The organism is Streptomyces sp. NPDC014656, from assembly GCF_043084305.1.
In the GTDB taxonomy this organism is placed as follows: Bacteria; Actinomycetota; Actinomycetes; order Streptomycetales; family Streptomycetaceae; genus Streptomyces.
On the sequence record NZ_JBIBZN010000009.1, the window covers coordinates 281,698 to 305,187 of the forward strand.

Annotated in this window: 13 protein-coding genes; 10 read left to right on the plus strand and 3 right to left on the minus strand. The window is 75.4% G+C overall.

Annotated elements, in window-relative coordinates; translation table 11 throughout:
* Positions 1-462 precede the first annotated feature (462 nt).
* The 9 genes from ACF1ED_RS21880 (at position 463) to ACF1ED_RS21920 (ending at position 18,696) form a co-directional block, all read left to right on the plus strand.
* The gene (locus ACF1ED_RS21880) at positions 463-3,735 is read left to right on the plus strand and encodes an amino acid adenylation domain-containing protein (protein ID WP_391762840.1); all 3,273 of its coding nucleotides are present in this window, start codon (positions 463-465) and stop codon (positions 3,733-3,735) included.
* Positions 3,732-9,575: an amino acid adenylation domain-containing protein gene (locus ACF1ED_RS21885; RefSeq protein ID WP_391762842.1), complete on the plus strand. Its 5,844-nt coding sequence runs from the start codon at positions 3,732-3,734 to the stop codon at positions 9,573-9,575. The genes ACF1ED_RS21880 and ACF1ED_RS21885 overlap by 4 nt, the downstream gene beginning before the upstream one ends.
* A complete protein-coding gene (locus ACF1ED_RS21890) occupies positions 9,572-11,149 on the plus strand; it encodes an AMP-binding protein (RefSeq protein ID WP_391762844.1) in 1,578 nt (525 codons plus the stop codon). Before ACF1ED_RS21885 ends, ACF1ED_RS21890 begins: the two co-directional genes overlap by 4 nt.
* Entirely contained in the window at positions 11,146-14,259 is a 3,114-nt protein-coding gene (locus ACF1ED_RS21895) for an amino acid adenylation domain-containing protein (RefSeq protein ID WP_391762846.1), read from the plus strand. Before ACF1ED_RS21890 ends, ACF1ED_RS21895 begins: the two co-directional genes overlap by 4 nt.
* Complete coding sequence (locus ACF1ED_RS21900) at positions 14,256-14,480, plus strand: MbtH family NRPS accessory protein (protein ID WP_043220546.1); 225 nt, start codon at positions 14,256-14,258, stop codon at positions 14,478-14,480. Before ACF1ED_RS21895 ends, ACF1ED_RS21900 begins: the two co-directional genes overlap by 4 nt.
* Positions 14,477-14,866: a phosphopantetheine-binding protein gene (locus tag ACF1ED_RS21905; RefSeq protein WP_391762849.1), complete on the plus strand. Its 390-nt coding sequence runs from the start codon at positions 14,477-14,479 to the stop codon at positions 14,864-14,866. Before ACF1ED_RS21900 ends, ACF1ED_RS21905 begins: the two co-directional genes overlap by 4 nt.
* Before the next feature lie 62 nt (positions 14,867-14,928).
* A complete protein-coding gene (locus ACF1ED_RS21910; protein ID WP_391762966.1) occupies positions 14,929-16,329 on the plus strand; it encodes a condensation domain-containing protein in 1,401 nt (466 codons plus the stop codon).
* Positions 16,330-16,394: 65 nt separating this feature from the next.
* Positions 16,395-18,236 (plus strand): N,N-dimethylformamidase beta subunit family domain-containing protein, encoded by a 1,842-nt coding sequence (locus ACF1ED_RS21915; protein WP_391762968.1) that lies wholly within the window; start codon positions 16,395-16,397, stop codon positions 18,234-18,236.
* 256 nt (positions 18,237-18,492) lie between these two features.
* On the plus strand, positions 18,493-18,696 hold the full coding sequence (locus ACF1ED_RS21920) for an EF-hand domain-containing protein (RefSeq protein ID WP_391762851.1): 204 nt from the start codon (positions 18,493-18,495) through the stop codon (positions 18,694-18,696).
* 340 nt (positions 18,697-19,036) lie between these two features.
* Here the strand turns inward: ACF1ED_RS21920 and ACF1ED_RS21925 are convergent, their stop codons facing one another.
* The gene (locus ACF1ED_RS21925; RefSeq protein ID WP_391762853.1) at positions 19,037-19,801 is read right to left on the minus strand and encodes a transposase family protein; all 765 of its coding nucleotides are present in this window, start codon (positions 19,799-19,801) and stop codon (positions 19,037-19,039) included.
* A 493-nt stretch (positions 19,802-20,294) separates the two neighbouring features.
* Between ACF1ED_RS21925 and ACF1ED_RS21930 the strand changes: the two genes are divergently transcribed.
* Complete coding sequence (locus ACF1ED_RS21930) at positions 20,295-20,723, plus strand: peptidoglycan-binding domain-containing protein (protein WP_391762855.1); 429 nt, start codon at positions 20,295-20,297, stop codon at positions 20,721-20,723.
* Between the two features lie 206 nt (positions 20,724-20,929).
* On the opposite strand, the gene ACF1ED_RS21935 is transcribed toward ACF1ED_RS21930, so the two are convergent.
* Both ACF1ED_RS21935 and ACF1ED_RS21940 read right to left on the minus strand, forming a co-directional pair.
* On the minus strand, positions 20,930-22,096 hold the full coding sequence (locus tag ACF1ED_RS21935) for a helix-turn-helix domain-containing protein (RefSeq protein WP_391762857.1): 1,167 nt from the start codon (positions 22,094-22,096) through the stop codon (positions 20,930-20,932).
* 80 nt (positions 22,097-22,176) lie between these two features.
* Positions 22,177-23,238: a helix-turn-helix domain-containing protein gene (locus ACF1ED_RS21940; protein WP_391762859.1), complete on the minus strand. Its 1,062-nt coding sequence runs from the start codon at positions 23,236-23,238 to the stop codon at positions 22,177-22,179.
* Between the last annotated feature and the right edge of the window lie 252 nt (positions 23,239-23,490).

Below are 23,490 nucleotides of genomic sequence, written 5' to 3' on the forward strand. Positions count from 1 at the left end.
GGGGGCAGGATGTCCGCGTCGACGGCGATCGCCCGTTCCGTGCGCCTCTGTCCGTGCGTTCGGCGGGGAAGTGGTTCCGGCCACGGTGCGGGCCCCTCGGTGCGCGGCCCGGCGCCGGCTCCGCGTCCCGCGCGACGGAAGGGGCCCCTGGGGGCGGGCGCCGGGAAGGAGGTCGCCGGCGACGGGGTGGCGGGCGGAGCCGGCGATCCGTCCGGCGCCCTCAACTGCGGCTACCGGCTTCCGCGGGCGGGGGCCGCCGCGATCGTCTGGTCCAGACCATTGACCTCGCCTCGGGCCGCTCCCTAGCATCGGTGCCGTCGCGGCGGCCGCCCCACGAGGGCTCCTGTTCCCCCGGACACCCCCTCTCTCCATGTCCGGAACCGTTCCTTTCGGGTACGCCCGGTTCCTCTCGTGTGGCGCCCTCGGCGGCGCCCCGCCCCGCGTCGAACAGGAGTCCATGCAGTGACCTCGGGAATCGAGCCACCGGCCGGTGTCGTGGACGGGAACACCGGGGTGCTGTCCGTCGGGCAGGAACGGCTCTGGTTCCTGGACCAGTTGGAGCCGGGAGACCCCGCGTACAACATTCCCTGCGTGCTGCGGCTCGGCGGCGCGCTCGACGCCGTGGCGCTGGGCCGGGCGCTCGACGGCGTGGTGGCCCGCCACGAGGCCCTGCGCACGCGGTTTCCCGCCGCGGACGGACGGCCGTCGGCGGTCGTGGACGAGCCCGGGCCCGTCCCCCTCCACCGGCTCGACCTGCGGGGCGCCGGCACGCGGGAGACCGCCGGGACGCTGGCCTCGCTCACCAACGCGGGATTCGACCTGGCCCGGGGACCGGTGCTCAGGGCGACGCTGCTGCGCACCGGCGAGGAGGAGCACCTGCTCTGCCTCGTCCTGCACCACATCGTCGCGGACGGATGGTCGCTCGGGCTGCTCCGCACCGAACTCGCCGACCGCTACGCGGCCCACCGGGAAGGCCGCGACCCCTCTCTCCCCGCCGTGCCCTCCTACCGGGCGCACGCCGCCGCCGAACGCGCCTGGCTCGACGGCCCCGAGGCCGCCGGCGCACTGGCCCACTGGCGCGAACACCTGGCCGGGGCGCCCGCGCTGGAGCTGCCGCTCGACCTGCCCCGGCCGGCCGCGCCCAGCAGTTCCGGCGCGTACCACACCCGGGTGCTGCGCGGGGCCGGTCCCGCCCTGGACGCCTTCGCCCGCGCCCACCGCGTCACCCCGTTCATGGTGCTCGCCACCGCCTACGCGAGCCTGCTCCACCGGACCACCGGGCAGGACGACTTCTGCGTCGGCGTGCCCACCGCCGCCCGCGACACCGTCGACAGCGAGCGGACGATCGGCTACTTCTCCTCCGCCCTCGTCCTGCGGGCCGACTTCGCCGGAACCCCCACCTTCCTCGCGGCGCTGCGCAAGACGCGGTCCGACTGGCTGCGCGCGCTCACCCACCGGCGCATCCCCTTCGAGCGCCTGACCGAAGAGCTGGGGCCCGACCGCGACGCGAGCCGCACGCCCGTCTTCCAGACCCTGCTCGCCGTCCACACCCACGAGGGCGGCGCGCTCGGCGAGGGGAGCTTCGCCGACCTGACGTGCGTCGAGACCGACGGCGGGCACACCGCGGCCAAGTTCGAACTGGGCCTGGACATCAGGCCGGACGGGGACGACCTGCACGCCGTCTTCGGCTACCGCACCGACCTGCTGCACGCGCGCACCGCCGCCGCGTTCGCGTCCCGCTTCGAGACGCTGCTCCGGGCCGCGCTCGCCGCCCCCGAGACGCCGGTCCACCGGCTCCCCCTTCTCGACGCGGACGAACTCCGTCTCCTCGCCGACGGGTCCCGCGGTCCCGCCCTCGACGGGCCGGCCCCCTCGACCGTCCTGCGGGCCGTCGACCTGGCGGCGGCCGAGCGGCCCGACGCCCCCGCCGTCGTCGGGCCCGAAGAGACCCTGACCCGCGGCGCGCTCGCCGACGCGTCCCGGGCCCTCGCCGCCCGGATGGCCGCGCGCGGCGTCAGCCGCGGCGACCTGGTCGCGCTCTGCCTGCCCCGGGGCCCGCGGGCCGTCGTCGCCATGCTCGCGGCCTGGCGCCTCGGCGCGGGCTACCTCCCGCTCGACCCCGCGTACCCCGCCTCCCGGCTCGCCCTCATGCTCACCGACAGCCGCGCCGCGCTGCTCGTCACCCCGGACGGGACCCTGCCCGCCGGCCTCTCCGACAGCTCCGCCGACGGGGTCCCCGGCGGGATGCCGGTCCTGCCCTCGCTCCCCGGCCCGGCGGAGCCCGTACCCGGCGCGCCGTCCGAACCGCCCGCCGGCGACGAAGCCGGTCCCGACGACCCGGCGTACCTCATCTACACGTCCGGCTCGACGGGAACGCCCAAGGGCGTGCTCGTGCCCCACCGGGCGCTCGCCGCGCGCGTCGCCTGGATGCGCGAGGGATACGGCCTCACCGGCGACGACCGCGTGCTGCAGTACGCCACGCTCTCCTTCGACACCAGCGCCGAGGAACTGTTCCCCGCGCTGGCCGCCGGTGCCGTCCTCGTCACCGCCCGGCCCGACACCACCCTGCCCGAGCAGCTGGCCGAGCCGTACGCCGCCGGCGTCACCGTGCTCGACCTGCCCACGCCCTACTGGCACCACCTGGTCGCCGACCTGGACGAGACTCCCTGGCCGGACCGGCTGCGCCTGCTGATCCTCGGCGCCGACCAGGTCCAGCCGCACGCCGTCGCGGCCTGGCGGACGCGGTTCGGCGACCGGGTGCGGCTCGTCAACTCCTACGGCCCCACCGAGACGACGATCATCGCCACCACGGCCGTCCTCGGCGCCGAGGACGGCACCACGCGTCCGCCGATCGGACGTCCGATCGGGGCGACCACCGTCGCGGTCCTCGACCGGCACGGCGGACCGGTGCCCCCCGGAACCCCCGGGGAGCTCGTCATCGGCGGTGCCGGAGTGACCGACGGCTACCTGGGCCGGCCCGGCGCGACCGCCCGCGCGTTCGTGCCCGACCCCGACGGGCCGCCGGGCGCCCGCCGCTACCGCACCGGCGACCTGGTGCGGCGCCGGGCCGACGGGGCGCTGGAGTTCCTGGGGCGCGTCGACGACCAGGTCAAGGTGCGCGGCTACCGGGTGGAGCCCGGCGAGGTGGAGGCCGCGCTCCTCGCGCTGCCGGGCGTGGCACGGGCGGTGGTCACCGCGCGCGGGGACGTCCTCGTCGCCCACGTGGTCCCCGCCCCGGACGCTCCCGCACCCGACGCGGACGCCCTGCGCGGCGGACTCGCCGCCGTGCTCCCCCCGCACGCGGTGCCCCACGCCTTCGTCCTCCTGGACGCGCTGCCGCTCACCCCGAACGGGAAGCTCGACCGGGCCGCGCTGCCGGCGCCCGACGCGGCTGCCGCGCCCCGGGCCGTGCGGGTGCCGCCGCGCACGGAGGCCGAGGAACTCGTCGCCGACGTCTGGGGAGAGGTCCTGGGCGTCGACGGCATCGGCGCGCACGACGACTTCTTCGCCCTGGGCGGGCACTCCCTCCTCGCCACCCGGGTCGTCGCCCGCGTCCGCGCCGCGGTCGACCTGGCCGTCCCGCTCCGCGCGCTCTTCACCCACCGCACCGTGGCCGCCTTCGCCGAGGCCGTCGAAGCCGCCCTGGCCGCCGAGATCGACACCCTGTCCGAGGCCGCCGCCGTCGAACTCCTGGCCGCCCAGGACGCCCTGGAAGGAAGCCGACCGACCCCATGAGCTCCACCGACACCACGGCACCGGCCGACCCGCCCCCGGCCCCCCGGCCCGCCCCGGCGACCGGGCCGGTCCCCGGCGCCACGACTCCGGCCGGCCGGCCCCCGGCACCCGGTTCCGCCGCGCCCGCCCTCTCCGACGCCAAGCGCGAGCTGCTCCGGCGGCGCCTGGCGTCCCGGCCGAAGCCCACGGCCGTCGTGCCGCGCCGCGCTCCCGGAACGCCCGTCCCGCTCTCCTTCGCGCAGGAACGCCTCTGGTTCATGGAGCAGTTCGCGCCCGGGACCGCCGCGTACAACATTCCCGTCGTACGGCGGCTGCGCGGCTCCTTGGACACCGACGCCCTCCGGGCCGCGCTCGACGCGAGCGTCGCCCGCCACGAGACGCTCCGGTCCCGCTACCCGGCGACCGGGGACGGGCGCCCGCTGCTCGTCGTCGACCCGCCGGGACCGGCCGCCTTCACCCTGAGCGAGGCGGCCGACGAAGCCGCCGCCGAACGGATCGTGGACGAGGCCGCCGCCGTTCCCTTCGACCTGGAGGAAGGGCCGCTGCTCCGGTCGCTGCTGGTGCGGCTCGCCGACGACGACCACGTCCTCCTGCTGCTCGTCCACCACAGCGTGAGCGACGGCTGGTCGAGCGAGGTGCTGCTCGGGGAGGTGCTGCGCGGCTACGCGGCACGGGTGACCGGCGCGCCGGACCCCACCCCGGAACTGGCCGTGCGCTACGGCGACTTCGCGCTCTGGCAGCGCGAGCGCCTGAGCGGTGAGCGGCTCGCCGCCGAACTCGCCCACTGGGGACGCGAGCTCGGCGGGGTCGAGCCGCTGGAGCTGGCCTTCTCCCGGCCCCGGCCGCCCCGGCAGACCTTCGAGGGCGCCGGGTACGCCTTCTCCGTGGACCGGCCGCTCCTCGACCGGCTGACCGCCCTCGGCGACCGGCACGACGCCACCCCCCACATGGTGCTCCTGGCCGCGTTCCAGGTCCTGCTGTACCGCTACGGCGGGCGGCGCGACTTCGCCGTCGGCTCGCCCGTCGCCGGCCGCACCGAGCCCGAACTGGAGCCGCTGGTCGGCATGTTCGTGAACGTGCTCGCACTGCCCGCGCGGCTGGAGGGCGATCCGTCCTTCGCCGAGCTGGTCCGCCGCACCCGCGAGACCTGCCTCGACGCGTACGCCCACCAGGAGCTGCCGTTCGCCCAGCTGGTCAGCGAGCTGAACGTGCCCCGGGACGTCTCGCGGCCCCCGGTCTTCCAGGCCGTCCTCGCCGTGCAGAACTACGCCGTCCAGCGCGACGACACCGCCCTCGAACTCCCCGTGGAGGTCGAGCCGTTCGGCGTCCGTGCGAGCGGCACCCGGTTCGACCTCGAACTCTTCCTCCAGGAGTGGCCGGAGGGCCTGTACGGCTCCTTCAACTACAACACCGACCTCTTCGCCGAGGAGGACGTCGCCCTCCTCGCCTCCCACCTCGGACGACTGCTCGACGCCGTCGCCACCGCGCCCGACGTCCCCCTCTCCGGCCTCGACGCCCTCACCGACGAGCAGCGGGCGTTCGAGACCGAGCGGTTCAACGACACCGCCGCCGACCGGCCGGCCACCACCCTGACCGCCCTCTTCGCCGAACAGGCCGCCCGCACCCCGGACGCCGTGGCGGTCGCCGTCGAGGACCGCCCCGCCCTGACGTACCGCGCCCTGGACGCCCTGGCCGACCGGATCGCCGCCCGCCTCGCCGCGGAGGGCGTCGGCCCCGGCGACCTGGTCGCCGTCAGCGCCGAGCGCTCGCCGGAGCTCGTCGCCGGACTCCTCGGCGTGCTGCGCACCGGAGCCGCGTACACCCCCCTCGAACCGGACTACCCCGCCGAGCGCCTGGCCTTCCTGCTCGCCGACAGCGACGCCCCCGTCCTGCTCACCCAGCGGGGGCTCGCCACCCCCGACGGCTGCACCGCCCGCGTCCTGCTCCTCGACGACCCCGCCGAGTGGCCCCGGCCGCGCGCCGTACCCGCCGGCCCGCGGCCGGACGACACCGCCTACCTCATCTACACCTCCGGCTCCACCGGCCGTCCGAAGGGCGTGCCCAACACCCACCGGGCCATCGCCAACCGCGTCCAATGGATGCAGGAGGCGTACCGGATCGGACCCGACGACGCCGTCCTCCAGAAGACCCCGACCGGATTCGACGTGTCGGTCTGGGAGTTCTTCTGGCCGCTCACCACCGGCGCCCGGATCGTGCTCGCCAAACCCGGCGGACAGAAGGACAGCGGCTACCTGCGCGACCTCATCGTCGCCGCGGGCGTCACCGTCGCCCACTTCGTGCCCGCCATGCTCACCGCCTTCCTCACCGAGGAGGGCGTGGAGCGCTGCGCGGGACTGCGGCGCGTGGTGTGCAGCGGCGAGGCGCTGCCCCCGGACGCCGCCCGCGAGCTGACCTCACGGCTGCCCGGCCTGTCCCTGGCCAACCTGTACGGACCCACCGAAGCCGCCGTGGACGTCTCCGCGTGGGAGTGCGCGGGACCGATGGAGACCGTGCCGATCGGCCTCCCCATCGACAACACGCGCCTCTACGTGCTCGACGAGCGGCTGCGCCCGGTGCCGCCCGGCGCCCCCGGGGAACTCCACATCGGCGGGACCGCCGTCGCCCTCGGCTACCACCGGCGCCCGGGACTCACCGCCACCCGCTTCGTCCCCGACCCCTACGGCCCGCCCGGCTCCCGGCTCTACCGCACCGGCGACCTCGCGCGCCGGCGCCCGGACGGCACGCTCGAACACCTCGGCCGGATCGACCAGCAGATCAAGCTCCGCGGCCTGCGGATCGAACCCGGCGAGACCGAGGCCGCGCTCCGCGCCCAGCCCGGCATCGCCGACGCCGCCGTCGTGCTCCGCGAGGACCGCCCCGGCGACAAGCGCCTCGTCGGCTACCTCGTCCCCGCCGCGGGCGCGGACGAGCCCGACCCGTCCGCGCTGCGCGCCACGCTCCGACGGAGCCTGCCCGACCACCAGGTGCCGACCGCCTTCACCGTCGTGCCCGCGCTGCCGCTCACCCCGAACGGCAAGCTGGACCGTCGCGCCCTGCCCGCCCCGACGGTCCACCGCGCGGCCGGAGCGGCCGAGCCGGAGACGCCGGCCGAGACCGTCCTCGCCGAGATCTGGGCCGAGGTCCTGGGGCTGCCCCGGGTGGGCGCCGACGAGAACTTCTTCGACCTCGGCGGCCATTCGCTCCTCGCCACCCAGGTCGTGGCCAAGGCCCGCAAGCGGCTGACGGAGACCGGGGCCCGCCCCATCAGCGTGATGGACCTGTTCACCCACCGCACGGTCCGCGAGCTCGCCGCCGTCGCCTCCCGGGACGAGCGGGACAGCGGACCGCGGTCCCTGCTGCACCGGCTCACCCGCGCGGTCCCCGCCGAGCGGCGGCGGCTCACCCTCGTCTGCGTCCCGTACGGGGGCGGCAGCGCCGTCGTCTACCAGCCCGTCGCCGACGCGCTGCCGCCCGACACCGAACTGTGGGCCGTCGCCATCCCCGGGCACGACCTCGGGGTGACCGAGCAGCGCCTCTCCTTCGACGACCTCGCCGAGGGCATCGCGGCGGAGGTCCGGGAGCGGGTGGAGGGCCCGCTCGTCGTCTACGGCCACTGCGCCGTCGGCACGGCCCTCGCCGTCGCCGTCGCGCGCTCCCTGGAGGCGTCCGGCCGGGAGCTGGAGGGCGTGTACGCCGGCGCCCAGTACCCCTTCGCGAAACCGCGCAGCCGCGTCCTCACCGCCCTCGGGAAGCTCGCCTCGCTGGAGCCGCTGGTCGGCGACCGGACGTACGCCAACTGGCTGACCGGCATGGGCGTCGACACCTCCGAGCTCGACGAGGAGCAGGTCCGCTTCGTCATCGGCAACATGCGCCGGGACACCAGGGCCGCGGAGGACTGGTTCACCCGGGCCATCGCGGAGGTCGCCGACGGCGCGCCCCGGCTCCGCGCACCGCTGGTCTCGCTGGTCGGCGACCGGGACCCGGCCGCCGACTTCTACCAGGAGCGCTACCGGGAATGGCTGCTCCTCGCCGAGCGCTCGGCCGTGGCCGTGCTGGACGAGGGCGGGCACTTCTTCATCACCTACCGGGCCGTCGAGGTCGCGGAGGCCGTCACGCGCGTGCACCGGGCCGTGCTGGACGGCACCACCGACGCGCTGCCCGCCGCGGAACCGGAGAACTCCTGGTGGTTCCACGGCGAGACCGGACCCGTCGCCTCCCCCGTCGCCTCCGTGACGGGCCCCGCCGAGGGCACGGGGCCCGCACCCGGCCGCGCCACCGCGAACGGCGACGGCCCGGCCCCCGGCACGGAGCCGGACGACGGCCCGCAGCCCGGCATGAGGCGCTTCCTGCTGGTCGCGGGAGGCCAGCTCGCCTCCATCACCGGCTCCGCGCTCACCGAGTTCGCCCTGCCGGTATGGATCCTCCTGGAGACCGGCTCGATGGCCCGGTACGCGCTGTACGCGGTCGTCGCCATGCTCCCCGGCATCCTCGTCGGCCCGCTCGCCGGGGCGCTCGTCGACCGGACGGACCGGCGCCGGGTGATGCTCGTCGGCGACGTCGCCGCCGGCGCCACCCAGGCCGGGCTGCTCGTCCTGCTCCTCACCGGTCAGCTGCGGTCGTGGGAGGTGTACGTCCTGCTCGGAGTGCTCTCCGTCGCGCTGACCTTCCAGCGGCTCGCGTACGCCTCGGCAGTGCCGCAGCTCGTGCCCAAGCGCTACCTGGGCCACGCCAACGGCATCGTCCAGCTCGCCTTCGGCACGGCGCAGTTCGTCGTGCCGCTGGCCGCCGTCGCGCTGATGGCGGCGATCGGGCTGCGCGGCATCCTCGTCATCGACGTGATCAGTTACGCCGTGGCCATCGGGATCCTCCTCGTGGTGCGGTTCCCCCGCACGCTGCCCTGGACCCGGCGCGAGTCCCTCGGCACGGAGATCCGCAACGGCTTCGCCCACGCCTGGCGGCACCGCGGCTTCCGCTCGATGCTCCTGTGGTTCGCCGGGCTCAACGTCTTCCTCTCGCCGCTCTTCCTCCTCACCACCCCGCTGGTCCTCGCCTTCGACGACCTCGGGGGAGCGGCCCGGGTCGCGGTCGCGGGCGGCGCGGGCGCGCTCCTGGGCGGTGTGGCCATGGGCTTCTGGGGCGGGCCGCGCCGCCACCGGCTGCGCGGCATGCTCGCCCTCGCCGGGCTCCTCGCCCTGGCGGGTGCCGTCACGGGGCTGCGCGCGAACCTCTGGGTGGTCGCCCTCGGGGCCTTCGGGATGTCCTTCGCCCTCGCCCTCGTCAACGGCATCTACGCGACGATCGTCCAGACGAAGGTGGCGCAGCGGTTCCACGGACGGGTGCTCGCCCTCAACACGCTGGTCGCCTGGTCCACGATCCCGCTGGGCCACGGTGTCGTCGCCCCGCTCGGCTCCGGCTTCTTCGGGCCGCTCATGGAGCCCGGCGGCGCCCTCGCCCCGGTCTTCGGGCCGCTCATCGGCACGGGCCCCGGCCGGGGCATCGCCCTGATGTACGTGCTGTTCGGGCTGGCGATGGCGGGCCTGGTCGCCCTCGGTCTCCGGCTGCCGTCGCTGGCGCGCTTCGACCGCGACGTCCCCGACGCGGAGCCGGACGACCTGGTCGGCCTGCGGGAGCGGGCCCGCGCCGCGGCGGACCGCCGGGCGAGGACGAGCGCCACCCAGCGCGGGGCGACGACGGGCACCGGCACCGGCCGGCCGGAGACGAGTGCCACGGAGCCCGGGGCGACGACCGGCGTCCCCGCCCGCGCGGCCGGGGCGAGTGCCGCTGACCGCGGCGAGGAGCCGGACGCCGCCGGCCGCCGGGCGAAGGCGGGTGCCCCGTGATCCGCCGTCGCCCCGGACCCGGCGGCTCCGCCCCCGGCCCCGCCCCGGCCCCGCCCGCCACCCTGCCGGCGCTGCTCGCCCATCGGGCCGCCGCCCACGGAGACCGTACGGCGATCGTCAACGGACCGGCCCGACTGGGCTTCGCCGACTGGCAGGACCGAAGCGGTGCCCTGGCCGCCGCCCTGCGCGCGGCCGGGCTCGCCGCCGGGGACCGGGTGGGGCTGTGGTTCGGCACGGACCGGTGGACCGAGTACGCGGTGGCGTTCCTCGCCGTCCTGCGGGCCGGCGGCGTCGCCGTCCCGCTCTCCGACCGGATGCCGCCCGCCGGCCTGGAACACGCCCTGACGGACTCGGGAACCCGCCTCCTCGTGCACGCCGGCCCCGGCCTGCCGGCCGGTACGCCGCCGGGCGTGCGCGGGCTCACCGAGGAGGACGCGGCCGGGCATCCCCCCGACCCGTGCCTTCCCGAGCCCGACCCGGCGGCCCCGGCCCAGATCCTGTACACCTCCGGCACCACCGGAGTGCCCAAGGGCGTGGTGGCCGCGCACGCGAACCTGGCCCACGGCTGCACGCGCGACGAGCGGCGCCGGCCGCTCCGGCACTCCCGCACCTTCCTGCACGCCTTCCCCGTGGGCGGCAACGCGGGCCAGACCATGCTCGTCAACGCGCTCGACGCGCACGCGACCTGTGTCACCGCGCCGCAGTTCACCCCGGCGCGGTTCCTCCGGGCGATCGCCGAACACGGCGTCGGCAGCGTCTTCGTGGTGCCCGCCATGGCGATCGAACTCCTCGCCTCACCCGCCCTGGCGGCCGCCGCCGAGACCGGCGCCCTCGGCACCGTCCGCCTCGTCGGCTCGACCGCCGCGGCCCTGCCCCACCAGGTGGCGCTCGGGCTCAGCCGGGCCTTCGCCCCGGCCCGGATCGTCAACTACTACACGTCGACGGAGGCCGCCCCCGCCCAGATCACGCTGCTCTTCGACCCCGCCCGGCCGTGGTCGCCCGGCCGGCCGGCCTCACTGGCCGACCTGCGCGTCACCGACGAGTCGGGACGCCCGCTGCCGCCCGGCGACCCCGGCGAGCTGTGGCTCCGCTCACCCGGTGCCCCGCGCGCCTACCTGGGGGACGGCGACGCCGGGGTGTTCCACGGCGGCTGGACCCGGATGGGCGACCTCGGCCGCGTCGACGAGGACGGCTTCCTGCACCTCCTCGACCGCGAGCGGGACGTCGTCAAGTCCGGCGCCCACAAGGTCTCCACGCTCCAGGTCGAGAACGCGCTGCACGCCCACCCGGACGTCGCCGACGCCGCCGCCGTCGGCGTCCCGCACCCCGTCCTGGGGAGCGTCGTCGCCGCCGCCGTCGTCCCGCGCGGCGCGGACCCGGCCGGCAGCGGCGGCGACCGCGACCGCCTGACCGCGACCGCCCTGCGGGCCTTCCTGCTCGACCTGCTGGCCGTCCACGAACTCCCCGCGACCGTCCTGTTCCTCGACGAGCTCCCCCGAAACGAGGGCGGCAAGGTCCTCAAGCGGGAGCTGCGCCGGATCCTCACCCACGACCCACGCGAGGCCACCCCATGACCCAGCTCAGCCCGGCCCAGCACGGCATCTGGCTCACCGAGCGCACGCGCGACACCGGCGGCGCCTACCACCTGGCCGTCACCCTCGACCTCGTCGGCCCGCTCGACACCGACGCTCTCGACCACGCCTGCCGGGCGGTGACCGCGCACCACCCGGCACTCGCGAGCCGGCCGAGGCCGGACGGCTCCGTCCACCGCTGCGAGGTCCCGGCCCCCCGGCGCGCCGACTGCGCGCCCGAAGAGCTGGAAGCCGCCCTGGCCCGGGAGCGCGCGGCACCGTTCGACGCCGACGCCGGTCCCCTCTGCCGCTTCACCCTGTTCCGTACGGGCCCCGAACGCCACGTCCTCCTGGTCGTCGCCCACCACCTCGTCCTCGACGGCGAGTCCAAGGACCGCCTCGTCGCCGACCTCGCCGCCGGCTACCGGGGCGAACCCCTGCCGCCCGCCGCCGGGACCCCGGCGGACCCGCCCGCACCGGAGGCCGTCGCCGCCGCCCGCGCGTACTGGGAGGAGCACGGGTACGCGCCGGACGCGCCCGTCCTGCCCGGCCTGGTGCCGCCCGCGGACGGCGGTCTGGTGGCCGCGCCCGGCGCCGAGGTGCCGTTCCGGCTCGACGGCGAACGCTGCGCCGCGCTCGCGGAGGCCGCCCGCAAGCTCGACGTCACCCGCTTCGAACTCCTCCTCTCCGCCTGGCACGCGCTCCTCGTCCGCTACGGGGACCCCGCCCCCTCCACGGCGATCGAGCTGTCCCTGCGGACGCCCGGCGCACCGGTGGGCGTCGGACTCGCCGTCAACGAACTGCCCCTGCGGATACGGCCCGTCGACGGCCGGCACCCCGGACGCCTGCCGTTCGAGGACTGGACGCGCGCGGTGCGCGGCGAACTGCGCGCGCTGTACCCGCACCGGGCCGTCCCGCTCGGGCAGGCGGTCGGCGGCCTCACCCCCCGGACGGCGCTCACCCCGCTGTCGGTCAGCTACCGGCGCCGCCCCGCCGCGCCCGCGCCGGGCTTCGGGGCCGTGACCGCCCGGGTGCGCTGGATCGGCTTCCCCGACGCGGTCCGCAACCTCCTCCACCTCCAGCTCGTGGACAGCGGGGACGAGATCCACGGCAGCGCGCAGTTCCGCACCGCGCCGCCCTTCGGGACCGCCCCCGGAGAGGACGGCGGACCGACCTCGGACGGCCCCGGCCCCGGGACCACGGACGGCGGCGGGTGTCTCACCGCCGACACCGTCCACCGGATCGTCGGCCACTGGACGCGCCTGCTCGACGCCGCCCTCGCCGACCCCACGACCCTCCTCGGGGAACTGCCGCTGCTCGACGCGGACGAGCTGCGCGACCAGCTCGCCGCGCCGGCCCCGCGCCCGGACCTCACCGCCCGCACGGTCCCCGCGCTGCTCGCCGCCCGGGCGGCGGAACGCCCGGACGCGGTCGCCGTCGTCGCGGACGGCGCGCACGTCACGTACGCCGAGCTGACCCGCCGGGTCGCGCACGCCGCGGCGGCGCTCGCCCGGCACGGCGCCGGACCGGGCACCCTCGTCGGCATCGCGCTGCCGCGCGGCCTCGACCAGCTCGTCGCCGTCCTCGGCACGCTGGCCGCCGGGGCGGCCCACCTGCCGCTGGACCCCGCCCATCCGGCGGAGCGGCTGGCCTTCGTCCGTGCGGACGCCGCCCTCGCCCTGTGCGTCACCCGCGCCCCGGAGGACGCCGGCGACCTCACCCCCGCGGACCTCGCCCCGGCGGCCGGCGCCACCCCGCCGCCCCTCCCGCTCCCCGATCCGTCCCTCCCCGCGTACGTGCTCTACACCTCGGGCTCCACCGGCCTCCCCAAGGGCGTCGAGGTGCCGCACTCCGCCCTCGCGAACGTCCTCGGCAGCCTCGCCGAGCACCTCGGCTCGCGCCCGGAGGACCGCTGGCTGGGACTGACCTCGCTGTCGTTCGACATCTCCGCCGTCGAGCTGCTGCTGCCCCTGACGACCGGCGGGCGCGTCGTCCTCGTCCCCGAGGCCGCCCACCGCGACGGGCCCGCGCTGCTCGACCTGATCCGCCGCGAGGGCGTCACCCACGTGCAGGCGACGCCCAGCGGCTGGCGACTGCTCCTCGACGCCGGCCTCGACGGAACCGTCCCCGTGCCGACCGCGCTCACCGGGGGCGAGGCCCTGCCCGCGCCGCTCGCCGCCCGGCTCACGGCCGCGACCACACGGCTCGTCAACGTCTACGGCCCCACCGAGACCACCATCTGGTCCACGCTCGCCGAGCCCGCCCTCACCGCCGGGGGCTCCGTCTCCCTCGGCTCCCCGCTCGCCAACACCCGCGTCTACGTGCTCGGCCCCGACGCGGGGCCGGTGCCGTACGGGGTCGCCGGCGAGCTGTACCTGGGCGGCGCCGGGGTCGCGCACGGCTATCGGGGACGTCCAGGGCTCACCGCCACCCGCTTCCTGCCCGACCCGTACGGGCCTCCCGGCAGCCGCATGTACCGCACCGGCGACCTGGTCCGGCGCGGCGCCGACGGAACCCTGGAGTTCCTCGGCCGCTCCGACGACCAGGTGAAGCTGCGCGGCCACCGGATCGAACTGGGCGAGATCGAGGCCCGGCTGGCCCGGCACCCCGCGGTCGCCGAGACCGCCGCGGCCCTGCGCGGCCCGGAGGGCGACCGCCGCCTCACCGCCTACGTCGTCCCGTCCGGCACGGCGCCGCACCCCGACGCGCTGCGCGCCTTCCTCGCCGGCTCCCTCCCTGCGGCCGTGCTCCCGGGGGCGTACGTCGTCCTGGACGCCTTCCCGCTGACGCCCAACGGCAAGCTGGACCGCGCCGCCCTGCCGGAGCCGGAGGCCGTCCGCCCCGAGCCGGCCTCCGTACCGGCGTCGGACGAGGCGCTCGATCCGGTCGGCGCCGCCGTGCTGGCCGTCTGGCGCGAGGTGCTGGAGCTCGACGACCTCACACCGGACGAGGACCTCTTCGACCTGGGCGGCCACTCACTGACCATCACGGCCATCGCCGCCCGGATCCACGAGCGCCTCGGCGCCGTCGTCCCGCTGGACGTCTTCTTCGACACACCCACCGCACGCGACGTCGCCGACGCCGTCCGTGCCCTGCGCGAGGAGCAGCCATGAGCAACGAGACCCGGTACGCCGTCGTCGTCAACGACGAGGAGCAGCACGCCGTCTGGCCCGAGGGGGCCCCGCTGCCCGAGGGCTGGCGGCCCGAGGGCTTCGCCGGCACCGAGGAGGAGTGCGTCGCCCACGTCGACCGCGTCTGGTCCGACATCCGCCCGCTGAGCCTGCGCCGGCGGCTCGCCGCCGAGCGCTCCGGCGGTCGGACGGAGGCCCGATGAGCACGCCGGAGCACACGGGGGCCGCGTCGCCGGACGCGCTGCCGCCGGACGAGAGGGTGCCGGACGAGAGGGCGCCGGACGTCCCGCCGCCCGCCGTCCTGCCGTCGCCCGCCCTCCCCTCCGACGGCGCGGAGGCGCTCGTCGCGCAGGTGGCCGCACTCGTGTCGCGGTCCACCGACGGGCTCATCGGCGTACGCGAACTCCTCGGCTCCACCGAGCCGCTCGCCGCCCTCGGCGTCAGCTCGCTCTCCCTGCTGCGTCTGGTCGACGCCGTGGAGGAGACGTACGGCGTCTTCGTCGACCTCGGCGACCGCACCCTGCACACCGAGGGCCTGCGCGGGCTCACGGAGCGCCTGATACGGCTCGGGGCGGAGGCCACCCCGTGAGCCCCTCCGCCGCCCCGGAGCGGGAGACCCCGACGGGGGAGGGCCGGCTCCCCGACGAGGTCCTGGACGTCCCCTTCGCCGGCGGCCGGTCGGGCGACGCGCCCCTCACCTGGGGACAGCGCGCCATCTGGCACGCGATCGGCCGGACCGCCCCCAACGACCACTACTTCAACCTCGGCAGGATCCTGCCCCTCGCCGACCGGGGCGCCCCGGTGGACACCGTCCGCCTCGGCACGGCGCTCTCCGCGCTGCTGGCGCGGCACGAGGCGCTGCGCACACGGGTGGTGGCCGAGGACGGAGGGCCGGCCCAGCGGCTCCACGCGGAGGGGCGGGCCGCGCTCGTCGTCCGGGACGAGCCCGACCCGGAGCGGACAGGGGAGACGGCCGAGGCGCTGCTGGCGGAGCTGTCCGGCCACCGCTTCGACTACGCGGGGGAGTGGCCGGTGCGGCTGGGCGCGGTGCGCAGCGGGGGGCGGATCACCCACGCGGTGCTCGCCCTGTGCCACCTCGCCGCCGACGGGCACGCCGCGGAGGTCCTGGTACGGGACCTCCGGCTGCTGGTCCGGCGAGGGGCGGCCGGACCGGTCTGTCCGGAGACCCCGCTGGACCTCGCCCTGCACCAGCACGGTCCGGCCGGGCGCCGGGCGAGCGACGCGGCGCTCGCGCACTGGGAGCGCGGGCTGGCGCAGGTGCCCCCGACGATGTTCGCGGAGCGGGCGGCGGAGCCGCTCCGACCGCGCTTCTGGACGGGCCGGCTGGTCTCCGAGGCCCTGCCGCGCGCCGTGGACGCGGTGGCGGTCGCCCACGGGGTGAGCGGATCCACGGTGCTGCTGACCGCGGCCGCGGCCCTGGTCGCGGCCGGCCAGGGGCACCGGGCCGCGGCGGTGATGCCGATCGCGGGCAACCGGGCGGCGGAACGGCGGCGGACCCTGGTCAGCACCCTGTCGCAGGACGCGCTGTTCGTCCTGGCGCTGCCGGAGGACGCCACCGGCGAGGCGGTCTTCACGGACCTGCTGGCCGGTGCGTGGCCCGCCGCGCTGGCCGGGTACCACGCCGCCGCCTACGACCCGGTCGGCTGGGACGCGCTGCTGCGGCGGGTGTCCCGCGACCGGGGCACCGAGGTCCACCCGTACTGCTGCTTCAACGACATGCGCCTGGTGGACCGGGCCGCGGCCGCCGGCCCGGCACCCGCGGCCGCGGAGCTGGCGGAGCTGCGCCGCCGCACCGTCCTCGACTTCCCGGCGACGCAGGAGCGGGTGGCCTGCCGCTACTGCCTCCACCTGACCGGCGACGCGGCGGCGCTGACCGTCACCCTCACCGCCGACACGGCCTACCTGCCGCCGGAGGCGGTCCACGCCCACCTGCGGGGCATCGAGGAGGTCGTGGTCGCTTCCGCCGCCGGCACACCGCCGCGGCTCTCCCGGCTGGCCGGGCTCCTCGCGGGACCGGAGGCCCACCGGTGAGCGGCGGGCGGGTGCCCCGGCCGCTCGCCCACGCCGACACGACCTCCTGCGCGCAGGGCGGGCGGATGCGGTTCCACGTGGCGGCCGGAGACGGAGGCCGCTTCCGGGGCCGGGTGGTCGTCACGGACGTGGTGGCGGAGCGGGTCGCGGCGGAAGCCGAGGTCACGGGGCCGGACTGGACCCTCGACGTGCCGCGGGCGTGGCCGAGTTCGCTCTACCGCGCGTCCTTCCACGACGCCCGCCCCGAGACTCCCGCGCCGGAGCGGGACGCCGAGCACGAGGTGTGGTTCGTCGTACGGGCCGCGCGGCCGGGCGGCTCCTCCTCCGTCCTCGTCTCCGTCCCCTTCCCGACCTGGCGGGCGTACCACCGGGCGGGCGAGCCGGGCCGGAGCGTCTACTACGCGGAGCAGCCCACCCGGGCGGCCCGGGTGCCCCTCGCCGCGCCGGGCGGCGGGCCGCCGCCGGAGCGGTGGGAGGAGCCGCTGCTGCGCTGGCTGCACCGGACCGGGCGCCCCGCCGAGTACTGCTCCGGCTTCGACCTGCACGAAGGGTCCGGACTCCTCGCCCCGTACCGGCTCCTGGTCGTGAACGGGCACGACGAGTACTGGACGGCGGAGATGCGCGACTCCGTCGAGGGGTTCGTGCGGCGCGGAGGCAACCTCGCCGTCTTCGCCGGCAACACCGCCTGGTGGCAGATCCGGCTGGAGGACGGGGGCCGCACGATGGTCTGCCACCGCGACGCCGCCGCCGATCCCGTCACCGCCGTGGACCCGGCGCGGGCGACCGTCGAGTGGTCCAGCGCCCCCGTCGACCGGCCGGAGAACACGATGACCGGCGTCAGCTTCCGGCAGGGCGCCGGGGCGTGGGGCGACGGCATGGCGCGCATCGGCCGCGAGGCGTACACGGTCCGCTTCGCCGACCACTGGGTCTTCGAGGGCACCGGACTGCGCGACGGCGACACCTTCGCGCGCGGGGCGCTCGGGTACGAGACGGACGCGGCGGAGCTGGACTGGTCGGCCGGGGCGCCGCGGGCCACCGGCCGCGACGGGACGCCCCGGTCCTTCGCCGTGCTCGCCACCGCGGACCTGCGGCACTGGCGGACGTACGGGCAGGGCGGCTGGGCGACCATGGGCGTCTTCCGCGCCGGGGCGGGCACCGTCTTCAACGCCGCCACCATCAACTGGGGCCGCGCGCTGCACGATCCCGCGGTCGACCGCGTCACGCGCAACGTCCTCGACCGGCTCTCGGGCGCCGTCCCCGCCCCGCGCTGGCATATCATCGGCCCGGCACCCCGGCTGCGGGCGCTCGCCGCGTGCGAGGGACTGCTCTTCGCCGTGACCGAGGACGGCCGGACGCTGCTCCACCGCGAGCCGTCCGAGCAGAACCTCCCGTGGACGCCGTGCCCGCCCGTCGACGACTCCCCGGCACCCGAACTGCGCTGCCTGACCGCACCGCGCGAGGCCTCCCACCCGATGCCGCTGGCCCTGCTCGCCGTCACCGGGGACGACCGGCTCGTGCACCGGGCCCCGGTGCCGGGCCCCGCCCCGTGGCTCCCGGCGGGGCGCGTCCCGCCGGGGACCACCGCCCTGGCGATGTGCGACAACACCCTGTTCGCGGTGACGCCGCACGACGACACCCTCCACGAGCGCCCGGCAGGCGCCTTCGACGCGCCGTGGCGACGCCTGGGCCCAGCGGCCAAGGCGTCCGCGCTGACCGTCCTGGGCGCCCGCCTCCACGCGGTGACCCCCGAAGGCCTCCTCACCCGCCCACCCGTCCTCGACGGCACGCCCTTCGCCCCCGCCACGCCCCCGGTCCCCTTCCCCCCGGCACGAGCCCTCGCGGCGTACGCGGGACGCCTCCTCGCGGCGACCGAGGACGACCGGCTGATCAGCCACCCCGGCACGTGAGGAAGAAGAGACGGCCCCCAGCCCACCAGCCGCGCACGCCGGGGGTGCACCGGCTGCCGGCATCACCCTCGCCGGAGCCACCCTCTCCGGAGCCACCCTCTCCGGTGGCCCCCACGGCTTCGGAGTTCGCTGGCCCGGGGCGGTGGTCGCCGAGGCGGTCCGGTCCGAAGGCTTGGCCGTCAGCGGGCTGCCGATGGTGTGGCAGGGTGGTGGGCATGTGGGCCTTCGAGGCCCGTGAACGTGAGAGAGGTATGCCGTGAACGAGGCCGAGCTCAGGGCGCTGTTCGACGAGATCGACACGGATGGCGACGGGCGGATCAATATCGTCGAGTTGGCGGAGGGCTTCAAGGCCGAGGGCGCCCATGGGCACCTCGCGGAAGAGGTCAAGAAGGCCATGGCGGCCGACGCGAACCACGACGGGGTCCTCGACTTCGAGGAGTTCCGCACCCTGCTGAAGTAGCGTCAGGTCTGACCGCGCGGGCGCCCGGAGCCTGTCCCGGGCGCCCGCGCCCTGCGCGCCGGATTCACCGTGGCCCCGGCGCATCAGCGGGTCCCGGCCCGCTGGCGGGCTGATCGCGACGCGGCCCGGCTCCCGGCCCCGGCTGTGCCACCGCCCGCGCACCTGCTCCGTCGGCAGCAGTACGTGTCGCGGCACGGGCGAGCGGGACTTCATCGCGCTGGTCGACGGCTTTCACCAGCTCGTCGAGGCGCCGACCGTCCTCGTGCGGGACCGACTCCCCACCCACGCTTCCCGTGCCACGCGTGAGCTGATCGCCGCGTGTGAGTGAGCCTTTCCATCCTCACTCTGAGCTGGTCAGATGCAGGGTGAGAACGGCCTGCACGAGGCTGGTGATGCGGGTGGTCGGGCATCGTGGTTTGCGCAGGAGCCGCCAGGACTTGAGGGTGGCGACGGCCTGTTCGACGAGGGCCCGGATCTTCGCGTGGGACCGGTTGACCGCCTGCCGGCCTGTGGAGAGGGTCTCCCACCGTCCCCAGTACGGGATGCGGACCGTGCCGCCGGCACCTCGGTAGCCCTTGTCGGCCCAGCACCGGATGTCTGCCTCGGCGAGGGCGTCGATGATGCCGTGTTCGCGGGCCGCGCGGACGTCGTGGACGGCGCCGGGCAGCGCCGGTGACACCCACAGCAGCCGGCCGAAGGGGTCGGCGAGGATCTGCACGTTCATCCCGTGCCTCTTGTGCTTGCCTGAGCAGAAAGGCCGGTCCGCGGCGATACGGTCGATGGGCAGGAGTGTGCCGCCGAGGAGGAGATAAGCCTTCGCCGACGCGGTCCGCACCGCTTCGGCCAGGCTGGGGGCGAGAGCGGCCAGGAGCTCGATCGCCTCGGTGACGTAGCGGTAGGCCGTCGTGGTGCCGATGCCGAATCCGGCCGCGAGCTGGGCATAGGTGTGTCCCATTTGCAGATGGGCGAGGGTGAGCAGGGCCTGGCGGCCGGCGCTCAGGCGCCGCCGGCGGGAGCCGATCGCGCGGCGGTGGCGCCGCGGCTGCTGCGTGAGGAAACGGAGGGCGGAGCTGGACGCGTCGACGCCCGACGGGTAGACAAGCACGTGAAGCCTCTGGTGGAGACGGTTCTCTTGGTCGAAAACCCATCTACCAGGGGCTTCACCACGTTGTCAGACCAACTGCCGTACCTCGGACCCAAGTTGGAAAGGGCTCAGTGCAACCAGCGGATTTTTCCAGGCCGCCGCGCCACTGCTGGGCATGACCCTCGGATCTCCTCCGAGCCAGCCACTGGGCATCGTCGCGACGCTGAACCTCGCCTGTGCGGTCGTCGCCCTGGCGGCATGCGCAGCGCTGCTCATCGGTCGAGCCAGGACGCCATGGCCGCTCGCCGCCGAAGGCGCCCGGCGAGGCATCTGCCGTCCCGTTTCTGTCCCAGATGCCGGGAAAAGTACAGGTCACAGACGTGATGCTGTCTCGCCGTCCCATTCGACCTCGTTCCCTTGAGCGAGTCCGAGTGCGCTGCCAGCATCACTCCCGATGTCAGGAACGAATGATCGAAGGGAAGAACTTGTGCGACCGAGTGCGATGAAGAGGTTCATGGCCGGTGCGACCGCTGTGGTCGGGCTGGTGGTCGGGACCCTCGTGGGTGCCGGCGCCGGCTTCGCGGCGTCCGTACCTGCAGAGCGGCAGGAGACGAGCGTTGGGACGTTCGGTGCCCTGGCGACGAACAACCTGGGCCTGAGCAGCGGGCAGGCCAAGAACCTCCAGTTGTGGCTGTCCGTGCATTACGGCTACACGGGCCCCATCGACGGTCTGCTGGGCACCAACAGCTGGAAGGCACTGCAGCGCCACCTGCAGAACTGGGACTACAACGACCCGATCGACGGGATCCCCGGTCCCAACACGATCAGGGCGCTGCAGCGGTACCTGAAGGACGTCTGGGACTACAGAGGCCCGATCGACGGTATCGCCGGACCTGACACCAGGGCCGAGTTCGCGAAGTTCGCCGGCTCCGTCGGCGACTGACCTGCGCGCGCCGGCCCCACCTCTTCACACGCGGGGGAGGTGTGACCGGCACGCTCGTCCTCAGCGTGACGCGGGCTTGTGGACGGGAACGGCGCGGCCGCCGTCAGGCCGCCCCCGCGGGCCACACGCAGTCCACCCCATTCGGGATTCTTCACGTGGGGCCTTCCCACAGGCGCCGGGGAGCGGGCGACTGCGGGGTGCGGTCGTCAGGGGGTGGCGGTGTGGGGCTGTGGTGTTGCTTCGCGGGCTGCGGCCAGGCAGTTCGGCCAGTCGTCGAAGGTCTTGTTCCGGGCCCAGAGCCGGTGCGCCGCTGTGATGTTCCATTCCGGGTCCAGGGCGTCGCGGGGGGTGCCGCGCAGGTCGCGGAGTCTGGCGTCGGATATCTGGAAGACTCCCCAGTTCCGGCTGCCGTCGGTGTTGGGGAGGATATGGAGGGGGTCCAGGAACGACTGGCAGTCGGCGATGCGTACAGCGAGTTCCGGTGTCTCGGCGAAGACCTGTCGGATGCGTTCGGTGACCTGCTTTGGGGTCCAAGTGGTCATAGTGACGTCGGAGGTGTAAAGGGCCTCCTTCGTCCGGGGGCCCACCAGTCCGTCGGCATCCAGGCCGGCGAGTACTTGGAAGGCGGTGACCCTGCGAAGCGTTTCCGGGCCGAACTGTCCGTCGACGCCTATCTTCGCGCCGTGGTCGGCGAGGAGTTGCTGGACCTCGACCACGCAGTCGTCGTGCTGTCCCATGGTGGGGGCGTCACCGCACTCGGGGCCGAACAGCTTTCGGCCGGACCCGGGACGTTCGGTGACGGAGGTCGTGGCGGGGGCTGGTGCGGCCTGCTGCTCCCGGGCGTCGACCATCCCGCGTATGTTCCAGGTGATCACGGCGGTCAGCAGTACGGCCACGGCCAAGCCCGCCGAGATCCAGGGGCCACGGCGCCACAGCTCCATGACCGGGGCAGGGGTGGCCGTCCGCGGCCCCACATCCTCGGCGATGACGACCGGAGCGGTCGGGGCGGCGTCGGTGGGCGTGTCGGCGAGTGACGCCTGGTCGTGGGGCTGCGCCGCCTCGTCGTCGACGGCGGGGCTTTCCGGCCCTTGTGCCGTGGGGCTCTCGGCGGCCGGCCGGCTCTCGCGGGCCAGATCCCACTTGCGGTACAGGTCGGAGATCTCCCGGCCCTGGGCGTTCGCGTGCCTCGCCAGCAGTTCGACGACCTGGAAATCGGGCGGTACCGCCCTCCCGGTGCAGTAGCGGTGCAGCGCGGAACGGCTGACGTTCAGTTGGGAGGCGAGTGTGTCGTAGCTTTGCGGTGTGCGTTCCTTGAGCTCTCGCAGTGCCTCCGCCAGAGCATGCACAGGATCGTCGAGTCGCTTGCCGGGCATCTCGTTTCCTCCCTGATCGGTCCGCCGTACGGATGTTCGGGGAACCCTATCCCGGGCGGGTACCCGCCTTTCCGTGGCATTCAGGGGATGGACACCAGGCAGTCCGGCCATGCGGAGAAGTCCCGCGTTCTGGACCAGATGCGCCGGGCCGCTTCGATGTTCCAGGCGGGTCTCATGGCCTGCGCGGGCGTGCCGCCGAGCTGACCGATCTGTGTCTCGGTCAGCTGGAAGACCCCCCATGTGCGGGACGTGCTCCCGTCGGACATCACGTACAGGGGATCGAGGAGCGAGCGGCAGTCGGCGATTCGTACGGCTTGCTCCGGTTCTTCCGGGAAGGTTGCCCGGATGTGCCGGGCGACCTGGTCAGGGCTCCAGGTGGTCAGGGAGACGCCGCCCCGGTACAGGGCTCGGGCAGTGGCCTCCTCCACCACGCCGTTGGACGGCACACCGGCGAGAGCCTGGAAGGCCAGGACCCGGCGGCGGACGTCATGCGTGTAGCGGCCGTGGCTCTCGGTGCCGGCGGCACCGGCGGACCGCAGCAGGCGCTGGACCTCCTTGACGCACTCGCTCTGCTGACCCAGACCGACCGAGCGCGGGCAGGCTTCGGAGAGCAGTAGTCCCCGCTCGGTGCCGGTGTCCGGGGAGGAGAGCAGCGGCGCCATGATCAGCGCCGTGACGGTCAGGAGCGCGGCAAGGGATGTGGCCGTTCCGCGGAACCCTCGTCGTTCGGCCGGTGAGGGGAGGGCCGGCTCGGGTGCCGGCACGGCGAGGACAGGGGTCTCCCGGGCGGAGACCGGGGGAGGGGCCTCCCTGTCGGTTCCCGCTGTCAGTGGCGGAACGGGAGCGGGGGCTGCGGTCGGGTCGGGGGCGGGAACCGGGGCGGTCGCCCGAGACGGCTCCTCGGTCGCCCGCACCCAGAGGGCGTGCAAGGCCAGCAACAGCTGCCGGTCGGCGCCGCAGACCTTGGCGATGCGCTCCACCACGGCGAACTCCGTGGGCACGGCCGTGCCCGTGCAGTACCGGTGGAGTGAGGACCGGCTGATGCCGGTACGGGTCGCGAGCGCCTCGAAGGTGAGCCTCGAACCGTTCTTCAACGCGCTCAGTTCGCGGGCCAGCTCTCTTCCCTGGCCGTCGCCCTCCACGCGTATCCGTCCTTCCGCACCGTTCTGAGCCCCCGGCAGATGTTACCGGGCACGACTGTGGGGCGGTCGTGTCTATTCTCATCCCGCCGCCGTCCCATCACGCCGGATCACCGCAGGTCGAAGCGGGTTTCGCGTCCCTGCGTCCCGTTGCTCTCCCAGGACGTTGACCTGGCGGCCGCGCGGCTGGAAGAACTGCCCCCGGCTTGCTTTCTCCGGGGGCGAGACAGCGACGACAGACGCGACACGACAGGA

Coding starts and splice junctions, on each gene's coding strand:
- ACF1ED_RS21885 (WP_391762842.1), top strand. CDS start 3,732: ATGAGCTCCACCGACACCACGGCACCGGCCGACCCGCCCCCGGCCCCC.
- ACF1ED_RS21895 (WP_391762846.1), top strand. CDS start 11,146: ATGACCCAGCTCAGCCCGGCCCAGCACGGCATCTGGCTCACCGAGCGC.
- ACF1ED_RS21900 (WP_043220546.1), top strand. CDS start 14,256: ATGAGCAACGAGACCCGGTACGCCGTCGTCGTCAACGACGAGGAGCAG.
- ACF1ED_RS21905 (WP_391762849.1), top strand. CDS start 14,477: ATGAGCACGCCGGAGCACACGGGGGCCGCGTCGCCGGACGCGCTGCCG.
- ACF1ED_RS21915 (WP_391762968.1), top strand. CDS start 16,395: ATGCGGTTCCACGTGGCGGCCGGAGACGGAGGCCGCTTCCGGGGCCGG.
- ACF1ED_RS21930 (WP_391762855.1), top strand. CDS start 20,295: ATGGCCGGTGCGACCGCTGTGGTCGGGCTGGTGGTCGGGACCCTCGTG.
- ACF1ED_RS21935 (WP_391762857.1), bottom strand. CDS start 22,096: ATGCCCGGCAAGCGACTCGACGATCCTGTGCATGCTCTGGCGGAGGCA.